The following is a 20,508-nucleotide window of genomic DNA, read 5'->3' on the forward strand; positions in this document are numbered from 1 at the left end:
CAAACCTGAAGGTCGTCCCCCGCGGCATGCCGTCGCGGCGTTTCGGTGCGCGAACGCACGGAAGCGCCCGTGTTTAAGCTCGGCCTAAGGCACCTGCGCTTATCATGGGAACCCCGGGCGCCACGCCCGCCAACAGACACGAATCCATGCGCGTACTGCTCGTCGAGGACGATCCGCTGATCGGCAGCGGGCTCGAACAGGGCCTCAAACAGGAAGGCTTCGCGGTCGACTGGGTCAAGGACGGCGACGCCGCGACGCTCGCGCTGCGCTCGACCGGCTACGGCCTGCTGCTGCTCGACCTCGGGCTGCCGAACCGCGACGGCCTGTCGGTGCTCGCGTCGCTGCGCCGCCGCGACGAAACCCTGCCCGCGATCATCATCACCGCGCGCGACGGCGTGCCGGACCGCATCGCAGGCCTCGACAGCGGCGCCGACGACTACCTCGTCAAGCCGTTCGTGCTCGAGGAACTGCTCGCGCGCATTCGCGCGGTCAACCGCCGCCACGCGGGGCGCGCGCAGACGACGCTCGCGATCGGCCCGCTGCGCCTCGATCCCGTCAAGCACCTGGTGTGGCTCAACGACGACGAAGTGACGCTGTCGCCGAAGGAATTCGTGCTGCTGCAAGAACTGATGCGCGACCCCGGCGCGGTGATCTCGCGCGAACAGTTCGAGGAACGGCTGTACAGCTGGGGCGAGGAAATCGAGAGCAACGCGGTGCAGGTGCACATCCACAACCTGCGCAAGAAACTCGGCCACGACATGATCCGCACGGTGCGCGGCGTCGGCTACCGGATCGGTGACGGCGCATGACGCGTCTGCAACACGCGATCGCGCGCTGGCGCAGCGCATCGCTGCGGCGGCGCCTGTTGATGTGGCTGCTGCCGGCCGCGTGCGTGATCGGGCTGGTCGCGAGTGCGGGCACCTACTGGGGCGCGCTGCGCGAGCTCGACGATCTCCTCGACGACCAGATGCGCAGCATGTCGAAGCAGATCGTCGTCGGCCCGGACGGCGAACTGTCGTTCCGCAATCACGGCGACGGCAAGCACGAATTCGAGGCCAGCGATCCCGACGCGGTGCTGCTGCAGGTCTGGCGCAACGGCACGCTGGTTTACTCGACCGATCGCAAGTCCGAGCTGCCGCCGCCCGCGCAGACGGGCATCGGGAGCGTCGACGTCGATGGCCAGCCGTGGCGCACCTACGTGACCGAACGCGGCGGCACGACGATCCGGCTCGCGCAGGCGCGCCATGCGCGCTGGGAAGCGATCGCGGGCATCGCGGTGCACCTGCTGTGGCCGGTGTTCTCGATGCTGCCCGTACTCGCGATCGGGCTGTGGTTCGGCATCGGCGCGGGGCTTCGGCCGCTGCGCACGATCGCATCCGGCCTTAAGCGCAGGAATGCGAACAATCTCGAACCCGTCGACGTCGCGTCGATGCCGAACGAGGTCCGCCCGCTCGCCGAAGCGATCAACGACCTGCTCGCGCGGCTCGACCGCTCGTTCACGCTGCAGCGGCACTTCATCGCCGATGCCGCGCACGAGTTGCGCACGCCGATCATGGGGCTGTCGATCCAGTCGCAATTGCTGCGGCGCGCGTCGACGGCCGACGAGCGCGAGCAGATCCTCGCGCAGATCCAGGCCGGCACGACACGCCTCGGCCACCTCGCCGAGCAGTTGCTGACACTCGCGCGCCTCGAACCGGACGCGCAGGCGTCCGCCGCGGCATCCGCGAGCGTCGATCTCGCCGCGCTGTGCCGCTCGGTGGTCGCCGACCGCACGCGCGTCGCGGATGCGCACCGGATCGACCTCGGCGCGATCGTGGCGTCGCCGGTGATGGCCACGGGCAACATGGACACGTTGCGCGTGCTGCTGAACAACCTCGTCGACAACGCGATCCGCTATGCGGGCGACGGCGCGCGCGTCGACGTGTCCGCGCGCCTCGACGGCGCGACGCCCGTGCTCGAAGTCGCCGACGACGGCCCCGGCATTCCGGAAGCCGAGCGCAAGGACGTATGGGAGCGCTTCTATCGCGGCGAAGGCGCGCAGGCTGCCACGTCGTCGGGCAGCGGGCTCGGCCTGTCGATCGTCAAGCGGATCGCCGAACAGCATCGCGCGACGGTCGCGCTCGGCACGACGCAAGGCGGGCGCGGGCTGACCGTGACGGTGCGTTTTCCCGTGCCGGCCTGACGCTCGCCCGACGGGCGGCTTTTCCACAGATTGTGTTGGCAAGCTTGTGGACAACCGGCCGCTAACGACGACAAGCGATTGATCCGAAAGGGTTTGTCGGTCGTGCGCAGCGAATGCGCCAGACCGCGCCGCACACGCTCACGTCCGGACGCGACATCGCGTACCGATCCCCTCTCCTGCCACGCCCGCCCGGCCGTGGCGATCCACGACAAGATTGACAACCAGTTACCCATTACGTAAATTGGTTGTCAATTTATCGCACATCCCGACCATGACGAAACCCGCCAAGCTGACTGCCGTCGCGCTGTCCGTCTTCCGCCTGAACGGCCTGTTGATCGAATGGGGCAATACCTTTGCCGCACCGCACGGCCTGACCAGCGCGCGCTGGCAGGTGCTGGGCGCCATCTCGATGGCGCCGGAAGCCCCGAACGTCCCGCAGATCGCCGACGCCATGGGCATCACGCGGCAGGCCGTCCTGAAACAGATCAACGTGCTCGTGGAAGAAGGGCTGGTGCAACCGCTGCCGAACCCGACGCACAAGCGCTCTCCGTTGTACGCGCTGACCCCGCGCGGTGCCGCCGCCTACCAGGCGGTGGTCGGGCAATGGCAGCAGCATGTCCGCGACATCGCCGGTCAATTCAGTTCGGCCGATCTCGATGCGGCGATTCGCGTGCTGTCGACGATGTCCGGCGCTCATGCGCCGAACGGGCAGGCATGATCGCGCCATCGACCCAATTACTTGCAGGAGTGCTCCATGCCTCGTTTCAAACCGATGGACCCGGCCTTTCCGATCCAGCAACAGCTCGGCATCGACGCGCAACCCGTCGTCCTCGTCAACGTCTTCACGCTGGATCCGGCCGACGAAGCGGATTTCCTGGCCGTGTGGAAGGACGACGCCGAGTTCATGAAACGGCAGCCCGGATTCATTTCGACCCAGCTTCATCGCGCACTCGGCGACAGTCCGACTTACTTCAACTACGCGATCTGGGAATCGACCGACGCGTTTCGCGCGGCCTTCACGCATCCGGCGTTCGTCGCGAAACTGTCGGCTTATCCGTCGTCCGCCGTCGCGAGCCCGCACCTGTTCCAGAAAGTCGCCGTGGCAGGCGTGTGTACCGCGTGAGCCGATGCGCGAGCCGGCACGACGCACGGTTTGCACGCGGTGCCGCGCCACGCGATCGCCACGCGGACTTCTCCACAGAAAATGTTGGCAAGCTTGTGGATATCCTGCGCACCGCGACGCTAAGCCCTTGATCCGACGGACTTTGGCACGCGTGATGCAGACGCGGCGCGCACCGCGCCCGTCACACGCGCCGGTTCGCCGCACTTCGCATCACGATGCCACGTCGATGCGCGTTCGATACACGGCGCGATCGCCGCGCCACTTACCCACAGAAAATGTTGGCAAGCTTGTGGATATCCTGCGCATGCATCGCCTAACCCGTTGATCGGCCAATGATTCATGCGCCGCGCCACCGTTGCGGCAGCGCGCGGTCCGCTCACGCGCGCAATCGGACGATCCGGCGCAACGGCGCGCCCTGCACGCGGCTTGACGTGCGTGCATGCGACGCGTCAGGATCACACGAGCCGCACGCGGCCGCGCATCTCGAGACTGCGCGCGGCGTGCGGGCCGTTCGGCCCGCATCGTACAACGACACATCATCCGAGGAAGGCCATGGAACACTTCACCGCAGGGCAGTTGATCGTCTCGCTCGTGCTCGTCGCGATCGTCGTCTATCCGTATGTCCGGATCGTTCGGCGTACCGGGCATTCAGGCTGGTGGATCCTGACGATGTTCGTCCCGGTCCTGAACTTCATCATGTTGTGGGTTTTCGCATTCGCGCGCTGGCCCTCGGTCGACGATCGGCATGGCTGAACATCAAGCGGGCTTGTCCACAGATTGTGTTGGCAAGCATGTGGATAGCCTGCGCATACCGCGATCAAGCGCTTGATCCGAAAGACTTTGTCCCCGTCGCTTCGAATGGGGCACGCGGCGGGCACCGTGCCGTTCGCGCATCGTCGTGCGATGCGACGGACCGCATGTCGCGCGCGCCACACCGCTTGTCCACAGATTGTGTTGGCAAGCGTGTGGATAGCCTGCGCATACCACGCACAAGCGCTTGATCCGAAAGGTTTTGTCCGTGCCGCTTCAAACCGTGCAGGCAGGCCTGCGGCACGCGAGCGCCGTGCCCGCTGCGCGACGAACGAGACCGCTCGCGGGCTTGTCCACAATTTTTGTTGGCAAGGATGTGGATATCCTGAGCATGCGTGACCTAAGTCGTTGATCGCACAACGTTTCGACGTGCCGGTCACGCCGGCGGCACGGCGCGCCTCCATCGCTTCGTCCAGCCATCGATGAACGCACGCCGCGCCGCCCGCTCAGGCGAACGTCGCGAGCGCGATGCGCGCGGCGGCCGCGATCACGTCGTCCTTCGCCTTCGCATCGGCACGCGCCTGCGTGTAGTACACGACGAGCACGATCGGCGCGCGCGACGGCGGCCAGATCACGCCCGCATCGTTCGTCGTCCCGTAGTCGCCGGTGCCGGTCTTGTCGGCCACCTGCCACCCGGCCGGCACGCCCGCGCGAATCCGCTTGTCGCCGACCTTGTTGCCGCGCAGCCACGCGACGAGCTGCGCACGCTGCGCGGGCGGCAGCGCGTCGCCGAGCGTAAGCACGCGCATGCTCGCGGCCATCGCGTCGGGCGTCGTCATGTCGCGCAGGTCGCCCGGCAACGCGGTATTCAGTTCGGTCTCCCAGCGATCGAGCCGGAACGTGTCGTCGCCGATCGAGCGTGCATACGCGGTCACCGCCGCCGGCCCGCCGATCAGCTTCATCGCCAGGTTCGCGGCCGAGTTGTCGCTGTACTGGATCGCCGCCTCGCACAACTCGGCGACAGTCATCCCGGTGCCGACGTGCTTGCCCGACACCGGCGAGTAGTTCACGAGATCGGACTGCGCGATCGTCACGCGCTGCTGCAGCAGCCCCGGGTGCTCGACGCTCTGCGCGAGCACCGCCGCGCTCAACATCGCCTTGAACGTGCTGCAGAACGGGAAGCGTTCGTCCGCGCGATGCCGCGCGTGCCGGCCGCTCGCGGTGTCGATCGCGCACACGCCGAGACGGCCGCCCGCGGCGCGCTCGAGCGCGGCAAACGACGTCGCGGACGAAACGTCCCGCCCCGCGGCCGGCGGTGACGCGCACGCGGCGACGGTCAGGACGAGCGGCGCCGTCGCGGCGGCCAGCAACAGGGTTCGACGTTGCGATGAGTAGGTCATGTCGTGTCTCTCGTGGTGGAGTGGATGCGGAACGGCCGGCCGGCGAGACAGCACTATCGTGACTTTACGGTTGCCAGACAAGCAACGATAATTGAGCGCTGACACAAGAAATTCTTATGACTAAGCTCCGCCCTCATCTTCCGCTCAATGCGTTGCGCGCATTCGAATCGTCGGCGCGCCACCTGAACTTCACGCGTGCCGGCCTCGAGCTGAGCGTGACCCAGGCTGCCGTGAGCCAGCAGGTGCGCTCGCTCGAGGAGCGGCTCGGCTGCGCGCTGTTCACGCGGCTGCCGCGCGGCCTCGGGCTCACCGACGAAGGGCGCGCGCTGCTGCCGGTGCTCAGCGACGCATTCAGCCGGATCGAGACCGTGCTCAAGCAATTCGAGGGCGGACGCTTCCACGAGGTGCTGACGCTCGGCGCGGTCGGCACCTTTGCCATAGGCTGGCTAATGCCACGGCTGAAGCGCTTCGGCGACACGCACCCGTTCGTCGAGCTGCGGCTGCGGACCAACAACAACGTCGTCGACCTCGCGGCCGAGGGCCTCGATTTCGCGATCCGCTTCGGGGAAGGCAACTGGCCGGCGACGCGCAACGAGCGGCTGCTTGACGCACCGCTCACCGCGCTGTGCGCGCCGGAGATCGCGCGGCGCCTCGCACGGCCGACGGATCTCGCGAACGAAACGCTGCTGCGCTCGTACCGCACCGACGAATGGCTCGGCTGGTTCGACGCCGCGCAGCTCGAACCCTGGCCAGTGAACGGGCCGGTGTTCGATTCGTCGCGACTGATGGTCGAGGCCGCGATGCAGGGCGCGGGCATCGCGCTCGCGCCGGCCTGCATGTTCGCGCGCGAACTGCAGCTCGGCCAGCTCGCGCGGCCGCTCGACATCGACGTGCGCACCGGCGGCTACTGGCTCACGTCGCTGAAGTCGAAGCCGCTCACGCCGGCCATGACGCTGTTTCGCGACTGGATCGTTGCGGAAGCGGCCGACGCGGCGCCGGTCGAATGATGAGGCCCTGCTTGTCCACAGATTTTGTTGGCAAGGATGTGGATATCCTGGGTACCCGGGGCCTAACCCGTTGATCGCGCACGAATTACCGCGCCGATGCACGCATCGGGCAGCCCGTGCCATCTGGAGCTTGAACGCAACGGCCGCCGCGCGGCGGATCCTCAACCATCAGGAAGCAATCACGTCAGACTTATCCACAGATTTTGTTGGCAAGCCTGTGGATATTCCACCAATGTGACGCGTAACATCCTGATACAAAAGGGGATTCAGTAGATCGGCCCAGACAGGTCAATGACGCGGCATCGTTTGCGACCTCGCGGCGCGCGCCCTGCGCGCCGGCACGGGGGCCGGACGGTTCTCCACAGATTGTGTTGGCAAGCTTGTGGATATCCTGCGCACCGGCCGGCTAACTCATTGAGCGCACGGGGTTTTGTGCGCGCCGCGCAAGATTGTGCAGCACCGGCGCAGGCCGTGCGGCCGACGCCGGCGCTGCCGGTTCATCAATGCCGGTCGAGCCCGCTGCGCAATTCGCTCGCCTTGTCGCGCAGCGCCTCGTATCCGGAGCGCGCATGTTCGGGCAGGTCGGGATCGCCGATCAGCGCGCCGAGCGTTTCGATCAGGCTGAACAGGATGCCCTTCGCCGCGCCAGCCGCGATGCTCTGCGACTCGATCGACTTGTGCAGGTGGTCGACCGCCGCTTCCAGATTCTCGAGCTTCTGCTCGCCGTCGTCGGGCCGTTTATCGGTCGTCATCGTAGGTGCCTCCGCCATCGTTCAAGGGTCATGTCACGATTCTATGCCGCTGCGCGCGGACGTGGCGCGACATCGCGCAACGTCCGTGCAGGCTGCCGCATCACTACAGCACCGCGACCACCTTCACCCGCCCCGGCTGCGCGGCCGCCGCGAAGACCTGGCCGTCGACGCGCCGGAACGTCAGCGATACGGTCTCGTCGCCGACCCGCAGTTCGTCGATGCGCAGCCAGTCGACGCCTTCGGGCAGCGTCGGGCGTTCGACACGCACTTCGTGGCGCGCCGCGTCGACGCTCACGCCGAGACAGGCCTGCAGCATCATGAACGGCGCACCGGCCGCCCACGCTTGCGGCAGGCACGCGACCGGATACGCCGTCGGCGGCTCGCCGCGCCGGCGCGGGAACCCGCAGAACAGCTCCGGCAGCCGCATCTCGAAGCTGACCGCGGCTTCGAACAGCGCGCGCAGCAGGTTCACCGCGGCCGTCTTGTCGCCGTAGCGCGCGAGCCCGCGCGCGATCAGCGCATTGTCGTGCGGCCACACCGAACCGTTGTGATAGGCCATCGGATTGAAGCGCGGCTGGCCGGCCGCGAGCGTGCGAATGCCCCAACCCGTCTGGAACAGCGTCGAGCCGAGCACGCTGGCGACCGCCGCGCCGCGCCCGGCGTCGGGCAGTCCGAACGCGAGCAGATGGCCTGCGTTTGACGCCAGCACGCGGCACAAGTCACCGTGACCGTCGAGCGCGATCCCGTAGAACTCGGACTCCGGCATCCAGAACAGTGCCTCGACCTGGTCGCGCAGCGTCTTCGCGCGCAACGCATAACGTGTCGCGTCAGCCGCGTGTCCGCGCCGGTGCGAGCACATCGACATCGCATCGAGCGCCGCGCACGCATACGCCTGAACTTCGACGAGCGCGATCGGGCCGTCGGGGAAGCGGCCGTCCGCGTGGAACACCGAATCGTGGCTATCCTTCCAGCCCTGGTTCGCGAGGCCGCGCTCCGACGTGCGCTGGTAATCGAGCAGCCCGTACGGATTGCGGTCGCACTTGTCGATCACCCACTGCGCGGCGCGCTCGAGCGCGGGCCACAGCTCGTCGATCAGCGCATCGTCGCCCGTGTGTTCGACGTACGCCCCCGCGAGCACGATGAACAGCGGGGTCGTATCGACGCCGCCGTAATACAGCGCGAACGGCACCTCGCCCGTCGCAGCCATCTCGCTGCGGCGGAATTCGTGCATGATCTTGCCGGGCTCCGCATCGCGGAACGCGGACGTCTCGCGCGCCTGGTGCTCCGCGAGAAAGCGCAGCACGCCGCGCGCGAGCGACGGCTGCAGCCACAGCATCTGCAGCGACGTGATCACCGCGTCGCGGCCGAACGGCGTCGAGAACCATGGAATGCCCGCATACGGATACGGCCCGGTGTCGAGCTGCGTCGTGAGCAGCCCGAGATCGGCGAGCGACCGGTCGAGCCATGCGTCGAACAGCGGATTGCTGGTGTTCACGCGCGCCATCGCCTCGCGCCGCGAACGCATCTCGCGATGCACGCCGACGAGCGCGGTGCGCAGCGCGACGCGGCCGCATCCCGGGCCTTCCCCGTCGCGCGCGGGGCCGAGCGTCGCGTCGACGGTCAGGTAGATCGACACGCACGCCTGCGCGGCGATCGTCAGCGTGTAATCGGCGCGATCGACCGAGAGCGCGTCGGGTGCCGGCGAGAAATGCACGGTCACGTTGCGCTCGACCTTGTCGAGGCCGTCGTAACGCAGCCGCACCGCACCGGCGTCGACGCGCGGCGCGGCCACCGTGCCGCGCTTCGGACGCTGCGTGCCGCGCACTTCGAACATGTCCTTGAAATCCGCCGCGAACGACAGCGACAGCGGCACCTCGGCCTCGCTCGCGCCGTAGTTCGTCAACGTCAGCGCTTCGTGCAGCACGTCGCCCGCGAGCACGCGCATCCGTTCGATGTGGATCACGCCCTCGGGCGTCTCGCGGCCGCCGAGCGGCGGCAGCGGGCGGTTCGTCAGGTGTGCGGTAAACGACGCGTTGTCCGCGCTCGTCGCGCCCGACAGCAGCGACGGCGCACGGCCGCCGAAGGTCAAACGCCATGTCGACAGCACGCGCATGTCGTCGACGAACAGGCCGTCGTCATGGCCGCCGATGTCGCCGAGCGCATCGCTGACCACGAATGCGTCGCCGGATTTCAATACGTACTGGTTGTTGCGTGCGAGTGCCTGCGGATCGGCTTCGGGCGCAATGAACGCGGGGCCCGTCGCCTGGGTCGGGGGAACCGGCGCGACTTGCGGCGCCTGCGTCGTGGTGGCTTCGGCGTGATTCGGCATCGATGCTCCTGTGTCGAGGCGCAACGCGCGGTGCGCGTCGCGTGTTTCGCACAGGATAGGCCAGAACCGGGGGGGCGCGCAGCGACGAAAAAGACGCGGCCCCCGCGGCGTTGCCGTCGCCGCACCGGGCCGCGCACAGGCACATCAGGCGACGGTCAGAACTTCCACAGGATGTTGCCGAGCACCGCGTTGTCACGCACGCCGCTGCCGTACTGGCCGCTGAACGTGAGGCCGAGCGTCAGGCGCTTCGTGATGGTCGCGTCGATGCCCGCTTCGAGCACCGCGCTGTCGCGAGCAATCGGCACGCCCGATACCTGGAACGACGTACCGCCGTTCGCGAAGGTGAACGCCGACGACGGCTGCACGTTGCCGAACGCGTGCCGCCAGCCGACCGTCCCGCGCGCGGTGAACGTGCCGAACTGCGACGCGGCACGCACGCCGAGCGTCGAGAAACCGACGTGGGTCGTCTGGCCGCCGGCCCGCAGCGCGGCCGCACCGCCGCTTTCCGTATAGCCGTCGGTATGCAGGTTCACGTAGGCAAGACCCGCGAACGGTTCGAGCGCGACCGGCCCGACCGGCAGCGCGTAGCCGACTTCGCCGAACACCTGCGCGGAATTCGCGTTGTAGCCGGCCGAATCGTGGTCGGAGAAGCCCGCGAAGCCCGGATAGCGGTCGCTGTTGATCCGATACCACGTGTACGACGCGCCGCCGCGCACGCCGAGCGCACCGTACTGCGCGCCGCCGTACAGCGACAGGTAGTAGCTGTTGACCGACGCCGACGAACTCAGGTCGTTGTCGAGCGAGCTGTGCGTGACGCCGGCGGCCAGGCCGGCACGCCACTTGTCGTTGAGCGCCATGTCGGCACCGGCGATGAAGCCCGTCATGCTGCGGTTGATCGCCGACGTGTTGCCGTCGCCCGCGAGCCTGCTGCGGCCGCCGAATGCCTGCCCCCAGACAACCGGCTGATAAGGCGTGCCGCCATGGCAGCCGGCCCGCGAGCCGATCCGGCGTTCCGGCGGCAACGTCGGGTCGGTGACACCGGCCGTGTTGTCGCCGCACAGCGCGGCGCCGCCCGACGACAGCGCCGCGAGCGGCCCCGATCCGGGCGCGAGGCCCTGGCGCACGCGATCGGTCACGGCATCGCGCACGTAGCGGCTGTCGAGCAGCAGCATGCTCTTCAGGCTCGCCTGCAGTTCGCCGTCGAGCATCCCGTACGCCCGGCGCGCGGTGGCCGCATCGGTCGTCAGCACCGTGTCGTAAAGCGGGTTGCCCGCGCCGAGCGCACCGATCGCGGTCGCGACCGCGCGCTGGTTCGGCGTCGTCGCGACATCGGTCAGCGACGTGCCGTTCGCGACCAGTTGCAGGTACACGTGGTCCGGATCGTAGCTGAGCGTCGGCATCAGGAACGCGTAGTTCGAATTCACCTGACTGAACGTGCCCTGCACGCCCGACGACGCGCTGAGGATCGTGTACTTCGTGGTCGGCTGATAGCTGGCCTGGTTCGCGAGCACCTGCACGGTGCCGCCGTTCAGCGTGGCCGTGCCGCTCGCCGCGACGCTGCCCGCCTGCTGCGGCGTGACCGCGACCTGCAGCGTCGAGCCCGGCTGGAACGTGACGTTGCCGGCGACGTTCAGCGCCGCGCCCGGCTGCGACACGGCCGCGAACGCGCCGCTCTGCACGACGAGGCCGCCGACCGTGCCGGTGCCCGTCAGCGTCGCGCCGTTCTGCACGGTCACGGTCGACTGGCCGAGCGAACCGTCGACGGCGAGCGTGCCCGCGGCGACGGTGGTGGGGCCGCTCAGCGTACTGGTGCCAGTCAGCGTCAGTTGTCCGCTGCCGGCCTGGGTCAGCGAGCCGGTGCCGGACAGCACGCTCGCGAGCGTCACGTTGGCGGACTGGTTGAAGATCAGCGCGCCGTTGTCGACGACGTTGCCGACCACGCTGCCCGACGAGCCGCCGTTGCCGAGCTGAAGCGTGCCACCCGCCGCGATCGTCGTGCCGCCCGTGTACGTGTTGCTGCCGGTCAGTGTCTGAATGCCGGTGCCCGCGACCGTCAGGCCGCCGGTGCCGCCGATCACCCCGCCGAACGCGCCGCTGGCGGTTCCGCCCAACGTCAGCGCGTTGCCGCCGAGACTCACGTTGCTGCCGGCCACGCCCGACAGCGCACCGAGCGTTTGCGCACCCGACGCGCCGCTCAGGTCGAGCGTCGCGCCGGTGCCGGCGAGGTTCACCGTGCCGGCCGCCGCCAGGCTGCCGCCCGCCCCGAGCGCCAGCGTGCCCGCGTTGATCGTCGTGCCACCGGTGTACGTGTTCGCGCCCGTCAGCGTCGTGGTCGCCGCGCCGTCCTTCACGAGCGCACCCGTGCCGGAGATCGCGCCGCTCAATCCGAGCGCATTGCTGCCGCCGAGCGTCAGCGTCGCGCTCGTGCCGAGAGCGACCGCATTCGTCATCGACAGGTTTGCGTTCGTATCGAGCGTGGCCGCACCGCCGACGTTCAGCGCGCCGGTACCGAGTGCCGATGCGTTGCCGAGCACCAGGCCGCCACTGTTGAGGCTCGTGCCGCCCGAATAGGTGCTCGCGCCGTTCAGCGTCTGCGTGCCGGTGCCCGCCAGCGTCAGGCTGCCGGTCCCGCCGATCGCACCGCTGAACGTGCCGCTGCCCGTCCCGCCCAGCGTCAGCGCGTTGGCGCCGAGATTCACGTTCGTGCCGCTCACGCCCGACAGCGCGCCGAGCGTTTGCGCACCCGACGCACTGCTCAGATCGAGCGTCGCGCCCGCGTTCGCGAGATTCATCGCGCCGGTCGCCGCCAGGCTGCCGCCCGCACCGATCGCCAGCGTGCCCGCATTGATCGTCGTGCCGCCCGTGTACGTGTTCGCGCCCGTCAGCGTCGTGGTCGCCGCGCCGTTCTTCACGAGCGCGCCCGTGCCGGAGATCGCGCCGCTCAATCCGAGCGCGTTGCTGCCGCCGAGCGTCAGCGTTGCGCCCGCGCCGAGATCGACTGCGTTGGTGACCGACAGGTTCGCGTTCGTATCGAGCGTGGCCGCACCGCCGACGTTCAGCGCGCCGGTGCCGAGTGCCGCGGCGTTGCCGAGCACCAGGCTGCCACTGTTGAGGTTCGTGCCGCCCGAATAGGTGCTTGCGCCGTTCAGCGTCTGCGTGCCGGTGCCGGCCAGCGTCAGGCTGCCGGTGCCGCCGATCGCACCGCTGAACGTGCCGCCGGCCGTCCCGCCCAGCGTCAGCGTATTGGCGCCGAGATTCACGTTCGTGCCCGCCACACCGTCCAGCGCGCCGATCGACTGCGGCACCGTCGCAGCGCTCAGGTCGAGCGCCGCGCCCGCGTTCGCGAGATTCATCGCGCCGGTCGCCGCCAGGCTGCCGCCCGCGCCGATCGCCAGTGTGCCGGCGTTGATCGTCGTGCCGCCTGTATACGTGTTCGCGCCCGTCAGCGTCGTGGTCGCCGCGCCGGCCTTCACGAGCGCACCCGTGCCGGAGATCACGCCGCCCAGCACGAGTGCGTTGCTGCCGCCCAGTGTGAGCGCCGTGCTCGCGCCGAGATCGATCGCGTTGCCGATCGACAGGTTCGTGATCGCATCGAGCGTCGCCGCGCCGCCGACGGTCAGCGTGCCGGAACCGAGGGCCGCGGCATTGCCGAGCGCGAGGACGCCGGCGTTCAGCGTCGTGCCGCCCGTGTAGTTGTTCGCGGCGTTCAGCGTCAGCGTCGCCGCGCCGTTCTTCACGAGCCCGCCGCCGCCTGAGATCGTGCCGCCGAGCCCGAGATCGGTGCTGCCGACCAGTGTCAGCGTCGTGCCGGTGGCAACGTTGATGCCGTTCGCGAGCGACACGTTGGCGGTCGCATCGAGCGTCGACGAGCCGTTGACGTTCACCGCGCCCAAGCCCAACGCCGTGTTGCTGCCGACGGCCAGGTTGCCGCCGTTCAGGTTCGTGCCGCCGGTGTAGACGTTCGTGCCGGTCAGCGATTGCGTTCCGGGGCCCGACAGCGTCACGCTGCCCGCGCCGCCGATCGTGCCCGCGTAGGTCGCATTGATGGTGCCGTTGAGCGTCAGCGAAGTGCTGCCCAGGTTCACGTTCGTGCCGGCCGCTCCCGCCAGCGCGCCGATCGTCCGTGCGCCCGACGCGCCGCTCAGGTCGAACGTCGCGCCCGCGCCGGTCAGGTTCACCGTGCCGGTCGCCGCGAGGCTGCCGCCCGTACCGAGCGCGAGCGTGCCGGCGTTGATCGTCGTGTCGCCCGTGTACGTGTTCGTGCCGTTCAGCGTCAGCGTCGCCGCGCCGTCCTTCACGAGGCTGCCGGCGCCGGCGATCGCGCCGGACAGCGCAAGCGCGTTGCTGCCACCGACCGTCAGCGTCGTGCCGGTGGCGAGATTGACCGCGTTGCCGAGCGTCACGTTCGTGCTCGCGTCGAGCGACGCCGCCGCATTGACGTTCAGCGCGCCCGCGCCGAGCGCCGTGTTGCTGCCGACCACCAGGCCGCCGCCGTTCAGGTTCGTGCCCCCCGTATACGTGCTCGCACCCGACATCGTCAGCGTGCCGCCGTCGTTCTTCGTCAGTGTGCCGCTACCCGTCACCGTGCCCGATAGCGTGAGCCCGGTCGCACCCTGCACCGTCAGCCCGCCCGCGCCGAGATCCACGTTGTTGGCGACGTTCAGCCCGGCCGTGCCCGCCTGCAGCGTGCCGCCAGTGGCCGTGACGGTGCCCGTGCCGAGCGACGCGTTGTCGTTGATGATTGCGACGCCGCCCGCGAGCGTCGCGTCCTGCGCGGTCGACGCGCCGTTGATGGTCCAGTTGCCGCTCGTGACGTCTAGATGATTGAAGTTGATGTAATTGTTGACCGCGATCGTGCCGTTCGCCGTAGCGCCCTGCTGCAGCATCAGCGTGTTGTTGCCGCCCACGCCGCCGTCGACGACGCCGGTCGCCGCGACGCCGAGCGTGAAGGGGCCGACCGTGATGTTGAACGCGCCGCCCGTGCCGCCCGCCGTATTGACCGACGAGCCGGTGACCGCGGTGAACGTGTTCGTGCTGTTGGCGCCCATCGACACGCCGCCGTTGATCGTGCCGGAGTTGACGAACGTGTTGCCGAGCCCGGGCGTGCCGCTCGAGCCGAGCGACACGCGCCCGGTGATCGTTCCGCTGTTCGACATGTTGACCTGGCCGCCACCGTAAGCGGCAACCACGGGCGCGTCCGCGCCGGACAGCGTCGCACCGGCCAGCGGCGTGGAGCCGATCACGCCGGTGTTCGTGATGCTGGAGACGCCGCCCGTGCCGTTCTGGACCGACAGCGCCATGCCCGTCACGCCGCTGATCGCGACGCCGGTCGAGCCCATCATCGTGCCGTTGTTGGTGACGGTCGTGGTGCTCGCCGACGCATTGCCGACCACCGTGCCACTCGACAGCACGCCGAGCCCCGAGCCGAGCACCGAAGGATCGATCGTGCCGTTGTTGGTCAGCGTGACGCCGCTGCCGGTCAGCGACATCGCGGTGCCGCCGACGCCCAGCAGCACGCCGACGCTCGCGCCGGGATTGACTGTGACGTTCAGGTTGTTGGCGCTGTTTGCATAGCTCGGCGCCAGCGGGTTCGCGACGCCCGAGCAGGTCACCGTGGTGCCTGCCGTGCTGCAGGTCGCGTACGCGGGAACGATGCCCGCGCCGGACAATGCCAGAAAAACCCCCGTCGGCAACAGGAATCTCGGAAACGGCTCCCCGCTCTTCTTCGAATGCGCAATGTTCATGCTTCCCCTCGTCATCGGCATGGACGCTGAATCGGACCGGCGACAGCGGAAAATCCGGGACGCAAGCGTGCCCTCCGGCGGTCGCGGAACGACGTCGGTTTATTCGTGGATGAATTATTGGTTAATCGATTCTCGTTTGAGGATGCAAAACTAACCGGATGCCATGATCGTGACCCTTGTTTTTTATGCAGCGACTTTCTGGTTGATTTGATTACCGCCCCTGCTTTTGTCAGACAAGGCTATATCAAAAAAACATGGTTTTCCAGTCGATGTTTCGTTATCTGAGAAGGGTCAATAGAATGCGTATTTTTTACTTGATGAAATGCGCAAAGTGACGGGTTTCCACGGAGCTCCCGGTCACTCCGTCAAATCCGGCGCGAAGCTGCCGACGGAGCTCGATCCCTGAAAATGCCGATACCTCATAGACGGCTGATTTTCGCGGTGCAATATAAGTGGCGGCTGCGGCAGTCGGTTCGATAATCCGGATCCATTTCATTTTCCAAATTGAAATCGCCGATTTTCAACATGCTTCCCGGCGGTTTCGGATCCGGCCCATGCAAAGGCGGCATTTGGAAATGAAAATGAAAGCCGCAAAATCGACCGAATCCCGGCCGGCACGCCGTGTTATGAAAACAGGCTCATCAGATAAAGCATCGGCCGGAACGACATGGGCCGTGCATCGGGATCGAGCCACAGGCGCAGCGCATAGATCGCGTATGCGGGCACTTCCCGCCAGCTCGAATAGATATCCCGCCACTGGAAGCTGTGCGGATACGCAGCGAAAATGTTCGCGGGCGCGATGCCGACCCGCTCGAACGCGAGGCGCGCCCGCGCGAGGTGGTAATACTGGCTGACGATCAGCACGCGCGACATCCGGTGCGCCTGCATGTACGCGCGCGTGTGCTGCGCGGTCGCGAGCGTGTTGTCGCCCTGGTCGTCGACGGCGATCCGGTCGGCCGGCACGCCGCGCGCGACCAGATAGTCGCGCATCGCGGTCGCCTCGTTCAGCCCGGGGCCGTCGATCGCGCCGCTGACGAGGAACGCCGGGCACTGCCCGGTGCGATAACAGCGCACGCCGACATCGAGCCGCGCCGCGAGCACCGGTTTCGGCGCACCGCCGTCGTCGAGCGCATTGCCGAAGATCACCGCGACGTCGGCCGGCTCGCTCGGCATCCGCATCCCGGTTCCGACGAGCACAACGGCCGCGACAATCCACAAACACGCGAACGCGGCCAGGACACGGCCGATCCGGGCCGCACGGCCCCGCTTGAAACGCTGGTTCAAAGGTATCGGACTCCTGGAGAAGCGTGCCGCCGGTTCGCACGGCACACGGCCCGGCATGCTGCCACGGCGCGCTCGCGCCTGTCCAGGTAACGAGGTCGACACGACGTGCCGAGCGTGTCCGGAGAACCCGGACGACGTTCGGCAAGCGGGAGATTCTGGGTTCGAAAGGCCGGCAAGGAACGCCAATGCGCCGGCCCGGCCGGCGTCAATCCACCGGACACGTCGCGAGCCGCCCCTTCGCCTCCCCCGCGCCGCGCACCGCGCAGGTGGCCGGCTCGTCGGCGATCCGTGCGGTCAGTCCGGTCTTGTCGCGCAGCAGGCGTTCGAGGTCGGCGAGCAGCGCGCCGCCGCCCGTGAGCACCACGCCGCGATGCGCGATGTCGGTCAGGAGTTCGGCCGGCGCATTTTCCAGTACCGACTTCACCGCGCCGATCACCTGCTTGAGCGGTGCGGCCAGTGCGTCCGCCACGTCGTGGTTGGACAACTCGATCGACCGCGGCAGGCCGTCCGCGACCCCGCGCCCGATCGCGCGCGTCGACGTGCGCGGCACCGCGCTGGTTGCCGAGCCGATCGTATTCTTCACGCGCTCGGCGGTCTGCTCGCCGAGCAGCACGCCGTACAGGTTGCGCACGTGGTTGACGATCGCCGCGTCGAACTGGTTGCCGCCCACGCGGATCGCCTCGCGGTAGACGATGCCGCCGAGCGCGATCACGGCAACTTCGGTCGTCCCGCCACCGATATCGATCACCATCGAGCCGACCGGCTCGGTCACCGGCAGGCCCGCGCCGAGCCCGGCGGCGAGCGCTTCCTCGATCAGTTCGACGTCCGATACACCGGCCGCGAACGCGGCCTCGCGGATCGCGCGGCGCTCGACCGCCGTCGCGTCCGACGGCACGCACAGCGTGACCTCGACGCGGCGGCCGAAACGCGAACGCGTGCGCGACATGTCGATGAAGCGGCGGATCATCTGCTCGGCGGCGTGCGCATCGGCGATCACGCCGTGCCGCATGGGCCGCACGGCCTCCAGATGCCCCGGCTCACGGCCGAGCAGCGCCTTCGCGCGCTCGCCGACCGCTTCGAGCGTCGGTCGCGCGTCCGTCGCACCACCCTTGCGAAAGCAGACGACCGACGGCTGGTTCAGCACCACGCCGCGCTCGTGCGTATAAATCCGCGTACTCGCCGTTCCAGGGTCGATCGCAACGGGTTGCGCAAACAACTTTCCGAACAGCGGTGTCGACATATCAAGCCTTTTTTTGAACAAACCGGCCGAAACGGCCAGGCCGCGTCTCCGCGGCGCGCTTTTACCGCCCCATCATGGACTTAGCGGCAAATCGTTCCGGTACTTTAGACAATTCCGATGATTTTTTCGCGACGAGATTGCCGAATGTGTGTTTCGGCAGGTCCGCGGCTACGCATCGGCCTCTCGCGTCGCGCTTGTAAAACACGGTAATCTCTCGGTCTTGCCTGCTCCCGGCAGGCGTCCGACGCCCGATCACGCCAGGTATTCCTCCATGACAGCGACCGCTTTTCCCCGCTGGCTCGGGGTGCGCCAACTGGGCGCAACGCTCGTTGCGCTCTGGTGCTGCACCGTTGCCGCGCAGCCCTTGCCGGCAGCCGACACCGCCCCCCGCACCGCGACGGCGGCCACTTCCGCCGCGCCGGCCGTCCCCGTCACGACGGCCGCGGCCCCCGCCGCCAAGCCCGCGCCGACCTGCAACGCCGACGGCGGTCCGGCCGGCCGGCCGGCGATCGGCCTCGTGCTGTCCGGCGGCGGCGCCCGCGGGTACGCCCACCTGGGCGTGCTGAAAGTGCTCGAGGAGAACCGCATTCCGATCGATTGCATCGCCGGCACCAGCATGGGCGCCGTGGTCGGCGGCCTGTATGCGAGCGGAATGGCCGCCGACGAGATGCAGAAGCAGCTGTCGGAGGTGAACCTGGCCGACATCGCGTTCGACGTGACCGACCGCGCGGACCTGCCGCAAAGCAGCCGCGAGGACGAGCGACTGTACATCAACAGCCTTACACTGGGCTTCGGCAAGAAAGGCGTGAAGGCGCCGGTCGGCCTCGTGCAGGGCAACCGGCTGCAGGCGCTGCTCGCGAACTGGACGGCCGCCGTGCCGACCAATCAGCCGTTCGACCAGTTGCCGATCCCGTATCGCGCGGTCGCAACCGATCTGCAGACGGGCCAGATGGTCGTGCTGGACCGCGGCTCGCTGCCGCTCGCGATCCGCGCGAGCATGGCGATGCCCGGCCTGTTCGCGCCGGCCGAGATCAACGGCCGCGCGCTCGTCGACGGCGGCCTCGTCAGCAACCTGCCCGTCGACACCGCGCGGCAGATGGGTGCGAAGGTCGTGATCGCCGTCGACATCGGCTCGCCGCTGCGCCCGCTCGACGCGCTCGCGTCGCCGGCCGACGTGATGCAGCAGATGGTCGGCATCCTGATCCGCCAGAACGTGACGTTGCAGCGCAAGCAACTCGCCGCGCAGGACGTGCTGCTCACGCCCGACCTCGGCGCGCTCGCGTTCACCGATTTCCAGAACGCGAAGCAGGCGATCGCCGCCGGCGCGGCCGCCGCGACCGCGGCGCTCCCGCGGCTCAGGCACTTCGCGCTCACGCCGGAACAGTACGCGGCCTACCGGTCCGCGCATGCGCAGCCGCTGCCGCCGCCGATCCGCATCACGCGGGTCGAGATCAAGACGACCGGCGGCGTGCCGAAGCGCGTCGTCAGCGACGCGCTGCACGTGAAACCGGGCGACACCTACGATCCGGCGACCGTCAGCCAGGACCTGCTCGGGCTGACGACCGGCGGCAATTTCGAGAGCGTGACGCAGCAGATCGTGAGCCACGGCGACGAGAACGTGCTCGAGATCGATGCGCGGGAGAAATACTGGGGGCCGAATTTCCTGTTGTTCGGCGTCGGGATGTCGAGCAGCTCGACCGACGAGGGCGGCTTCCGCCTGCACATCGGCTACCGGCGGCCGTGGCTCACCGAATCGGGCCTCGAGTTCCGCGCGGACACGACGATCGGCAGCGATCTGCAGTCGGCGCGCGTCGAATTGCGCCAGCCGTTGCCGGCCGCATACGGCTTGTACATTTCGCCCTACGCGGAATATCAGCGTCGCTACGTGAACCTGTACGACAACAGCGGCGAGGTGAAGCTGAATCAATACTTGATGCAGACGGCGCGCACCGGGCTCGACTTCGGCCTGCCGATCGCCCGGCTCGGCGACTTCCGGATGGGTATCGGCTACGCGACCGGGCACGGCTCGCCGAACTACAACCTGCCGTTCCCGTTCGATGACGGCAGCTCGACGCTGATATGGCCGAGCTTCACGTCGCAGGCGCTGACCGCGCGGGCGCGGCTCGTCATCGATCAGCTCGACGATCCGATGTTCCCGCGCCGCGGCTACTACGGCGAATTCCGTGTCGAACGGTCGCTGTGGTCGCACAACAGCCAGTCCGCGGAGGACCTCGCCGATACGTCGAACACGCCTTACACCGAGCTCTACGGCAAGGCGATGATCGCGCAGCAGTTCGGCCGGCACAGCGTCAGTGCAACGATCGAGGGCGGCAAGAGCATCGGCGGCACCAACCTGATCAACGCGTTCAACTTCACGCTCGGCGGGTTCCAGCATCTGGCCGCGTATGCGGCCGACCAGCTGACCGGCAATGAACTCGCGTACGGTAACGTGACGTACATGAACCAGCTGATGACGTTCAACGCGTCCCCGATCAAGGCGCTGTCGGTCGGCGCCAGCGCGGAAGTCGGCAATGTGTGGACGAGCGGCGTGAAGGTCGGCGGCGGCACGCTCAAGCAGAGCTACACGTTCTTCACGAGCCTGTCGACCGCATTCGGTCCGCTGTACATGGGTGTCGCGCTCGCGCCGGGCGGCCGGCGCAACATCTACCTGCAGCTCGGCCGCACGTACTGACGGCG

At 68.2% G+C, this 20,508-nt stretch carries 13 protein-coding genes; 7 read left to right on the plus strand and 6 right to left on the minus strand.

Going from position 1 to position 20,508, the window contains the following annotated elements:
* The first annotated feature begins 146 nt into the window (after positions 1-146).
* The 5 genes from DIE11_RS04945 (at position 147) to DIE11_RS04965 (ending at position 4,058) form a co-directional block, all read left to right on the plus strand.
* The gene (locus DIE11_RS04945) at positions 147-809 is read left to right on the plus strand and encodes a response regulator (RefSeq protein WP_059685844.1); all 663 of its coding nucleotides are present in this window, start codon (positions 147-149) and stop codon (positions 807-809) included.
* Positions 806-2,182 carry an ATP-binding protein gene (locus tag DIE11_RS04950; RefSeq protein WP_124621931.1) on the plus strand — a complete coding sequence of 459 codons (1,377 nt, stop codon included), beginning with the start codon at positions 806-808 and terminating at the stop codon, positions 2,180-2,182. The genes DIE11_RS04945 and DIE11_RS04950 overlap by 4 nt, the downstream gene beginning before the upstream one ends.
* A 271-nt stretch (positions 2,183-2,453) precedes the next feature.
* Complete coding sequence (locus tag DIE11_RS04955; protein WP_124622256.1) at positions 2,454-2,900, plus strand: MarR family winged helix-turn-helix transcriptional regulator; 447 nt, start codon at positions 2,454-2,456, stop codon at positions 2,898-2,900.
* Positions 2,901-2,936: 36 nt separating this feature from the next.
* A complete protein-coding gene (locus tag DIE11_RS04960) occupies positions 2,937-3,305 on the plus strand; it encodes an antibiotic biosynthesis monooxygenase (protein WP_059600158.1) in 369 nt (122 codons plus the stop codon).
* A gap of 552 nt (positions 3,306-3,857) precedes the next feature.
* Complete coding sequence (locus DIE11_RS04965; RefSeq protein ID WP_044847905.1) at positions 3,858-4,058, plus strand: membrane protein; 201 nt, start codon at positions 3,858-3,860, stop codon at positions 4,056-4,058.
* 503 nt (positions 4,059-4,561) lie between these two features.
* On the opposite strand, the gene blaPEN-bcc is transcribed toward DIE11_RS04965, so the two are convergent.
* Positions 4,562-5,455: a PEN family class A beta-lactamase, Bcc-type gene (gene blaPEN-bcc, locus DIE11_RS04970; RefSeq protein ID WP_124621934.1), complete on the minus strand. Its 894-nt coding sequence runs from the start codon at positions 5,453-5,455 to the stop codon at positions 4,562-4,564.
* A 116-nt stretch (positions 5,456-5,571) separates the two neighbouring features.
* Between blaPEN-bcc and penR the strand changes: the two genes are divergently transcribed.
* Positions 5,572-6,462, plus strand: a complete 891-nt coding sequence (gene penR, locus DIE11_RS04975; RefSeq protein WP_124621935.1) for a beta-lactamase transcriptional regulator PenR — start codon at positions 5,572-5,574, stop codon at positions 6,460-6,462.
* A gap of 500 nt (positions 6,463-6,962) precedes the next feature.
* On the opposite strand, the gene DIE11_RS04980 is transcribed toward penR, so the two are convergent.
* The 5 genes from DIE11_RS04980 to DIE11_RS05000 form a co-directional block, all read right to left on the minus strand.
* Complete coding sequence (locus DIE11_RS04980; RefSeq protein WP_059600328.1) at positions 6,963-7,214, minus strand: hypothetical protein; 252 nt, start codon at positions 7,212-7,214, stop codon at positions 6,963-6,965.
* Between the two features lie 103 nt (positions 7,215-7,317).
* Positions 7,318-9,543 carry an amylo-alpha-1,6-glucosidase gene (locus DIE11_RS04985; protein ID WP_124621937.1) on the minus strand — a complete coding sequence of 742 codons (2,226 nt, stop codon included), beginning with the start codon at positions 9,541-9,543 and terminating at the stop codon, positions 7,318-7,320.
* Positions 9,544-9,698: 155 nt separating this feature from the next.
* Positions 9,699-15,287 (minus strand): autotransporter domain-containing protein, encoded by a 5,589-nt coding sequence (locus DIE11_RS04990; protein ID WP_124621939.1) that lies wholly within the window; start codon positions 15,285-15,287, stop codon positions 9,699-9,701.
* Between the two features lie 624 nt (positions 15,288-15,911).
* The gene (locus DIE11_RS04995; RefSeq protein ID WP_124621941.1) at positions 15,912-16,571 is read right to left on the minus strand and encodes a YdcF family protein; all 660 of its coding nucleotides are present in this window, start codon (positions 16,569-16,571) and stop codon (positions 15,912-15,914) included.
* 205 nt (positions 16,572-16,776) lie between these two features.
* The gene (locus DIE11_RS05000) at positions 16,777-17,811 is read right to left on the minus strand and encodes a rod shape-determining protein (RefSeq protein WP_124621943.1); all 1,035 of its coding nucleotides are present in this window, start codon (positions 17,809-17,811) and stop codon (positions 16,777-16,779) included.
* A 271-nt stretch (positions 17,812-18,082) separates the two neighbouring features.
* Here DIE11_RS05000 and DIE11_RS05005 point away from each other — a divergent pair, with 271 nt between their 5' ends.
* Positions 18,083-20,503 (plus strand): patatin-like phospholipase family protein, encoded by a 2,421-nt coding sequence (locus tag DIE11_RS05005; RefSeq protein ID WP_124621945.1) that lies wholly within the window; start codon positions 18,083-18,085, stop codon positions 20,501-20,503.
* Positions 20,504-20,508 lie beyond the last annotated feature (5 nt).

The organism is Burkholderia sp. Bp9012 (assembly GCF_003853825.1).
GTDB lineage: Bacteria > Pseudomonadota > Gammaproteobacteria > Burkholderiales > Burkholderiaceae > Burkholderia > Burkholderia diffusa.

Excerpts from the sequence above, each read along its gene's own strand:
- DIE11_RS04965 (WP_044847905.1), top strand. The coding sequence starts at position 3,858 with ATGGAACACTTCACCGCAGGGCAGTTGATCGTCTCGCTCGTGCTCGTC.
- DIE11_RS04955 (WP_124622256.1), top strand. The coding sequence starts at position 2,454 with ATGACGAAACCCGCCAAGCTGACTGCCGTCGCGCTGTCCGTCTTCCGC.
- DIE11_RS04960 (WP_059600158.1), top strand. The coding sequence starts at position 2,937 with ATGCCTCGTTTCAAACCGATGGACCCGGCCTTTCCGATCCAGCAACAG.
- DIE11_RS05005 (WP_124621945.1), top strand. The coding sequence starts at position 18,083 with ATGACAGCGACCGCTTTTCCCCGCTGGCTCGGGGTGCGCCAACTGGGC.
- DIE11_RS04985 (WP_124621937.1), bottom strand. The coding sequence starts at position 9,543 with ATGCCGAATCACGCCGAAGCCACCACGACGCAGGCGCCGCAAGTCGCG.
- DIE11_RS04945 (WP_059685844.1), top strand. The coding sequence starts at position 147 with ATGCGCGTACTGCTCGTCGAGGACGATCCGCTGATCGGCAGCGGGCTC.
- penR (WP_124621935.1), top strand. The coding sequence starts at position 5,572 with ATGACTAAGCTCCGCCCTCATCTTCCGCTCAATGCGTTGCGCGCATTC.
- DIE11_RS04950 (WP_124621931.1), top strand. The coding sequence starts at position 806 with ATGACGCGTCTGCAACACGCGATCGCGCGCTGGCGCAGCGCATCGCTG.
- DIE11_RS05000 (WP_124621943.1), bottom strand. The coding sequence starts at position 17,811 with ATGTCGACACCGCTGTTCGGAAAGTTGTTTGCGCAACCCGTTGCGATC.
- blaPEN-bcc (WP_124621934.1), bottom strand. The coding sequence starts at position 5,455 with ATGACCTACTCATCGCAACGTCGAACCCTGTTGCTGGCCGCCGCGACG.
- DIE11_RS04980 (WP_059600328.1), bottom strand. The coding sequence starts at position 7,214 with ATGACGACCGATAAACGGCCCGACGACGGCGAGCAGAAGCTCGAGAAT.
- DIE11_RS04990 (WP_124621939.1), bottom strand. The coding sequence starts at position 15,287 with ATGAACATTGCGCATTCGAAGAAGAGCGGGGAGCCGTTTCCGAGATTC.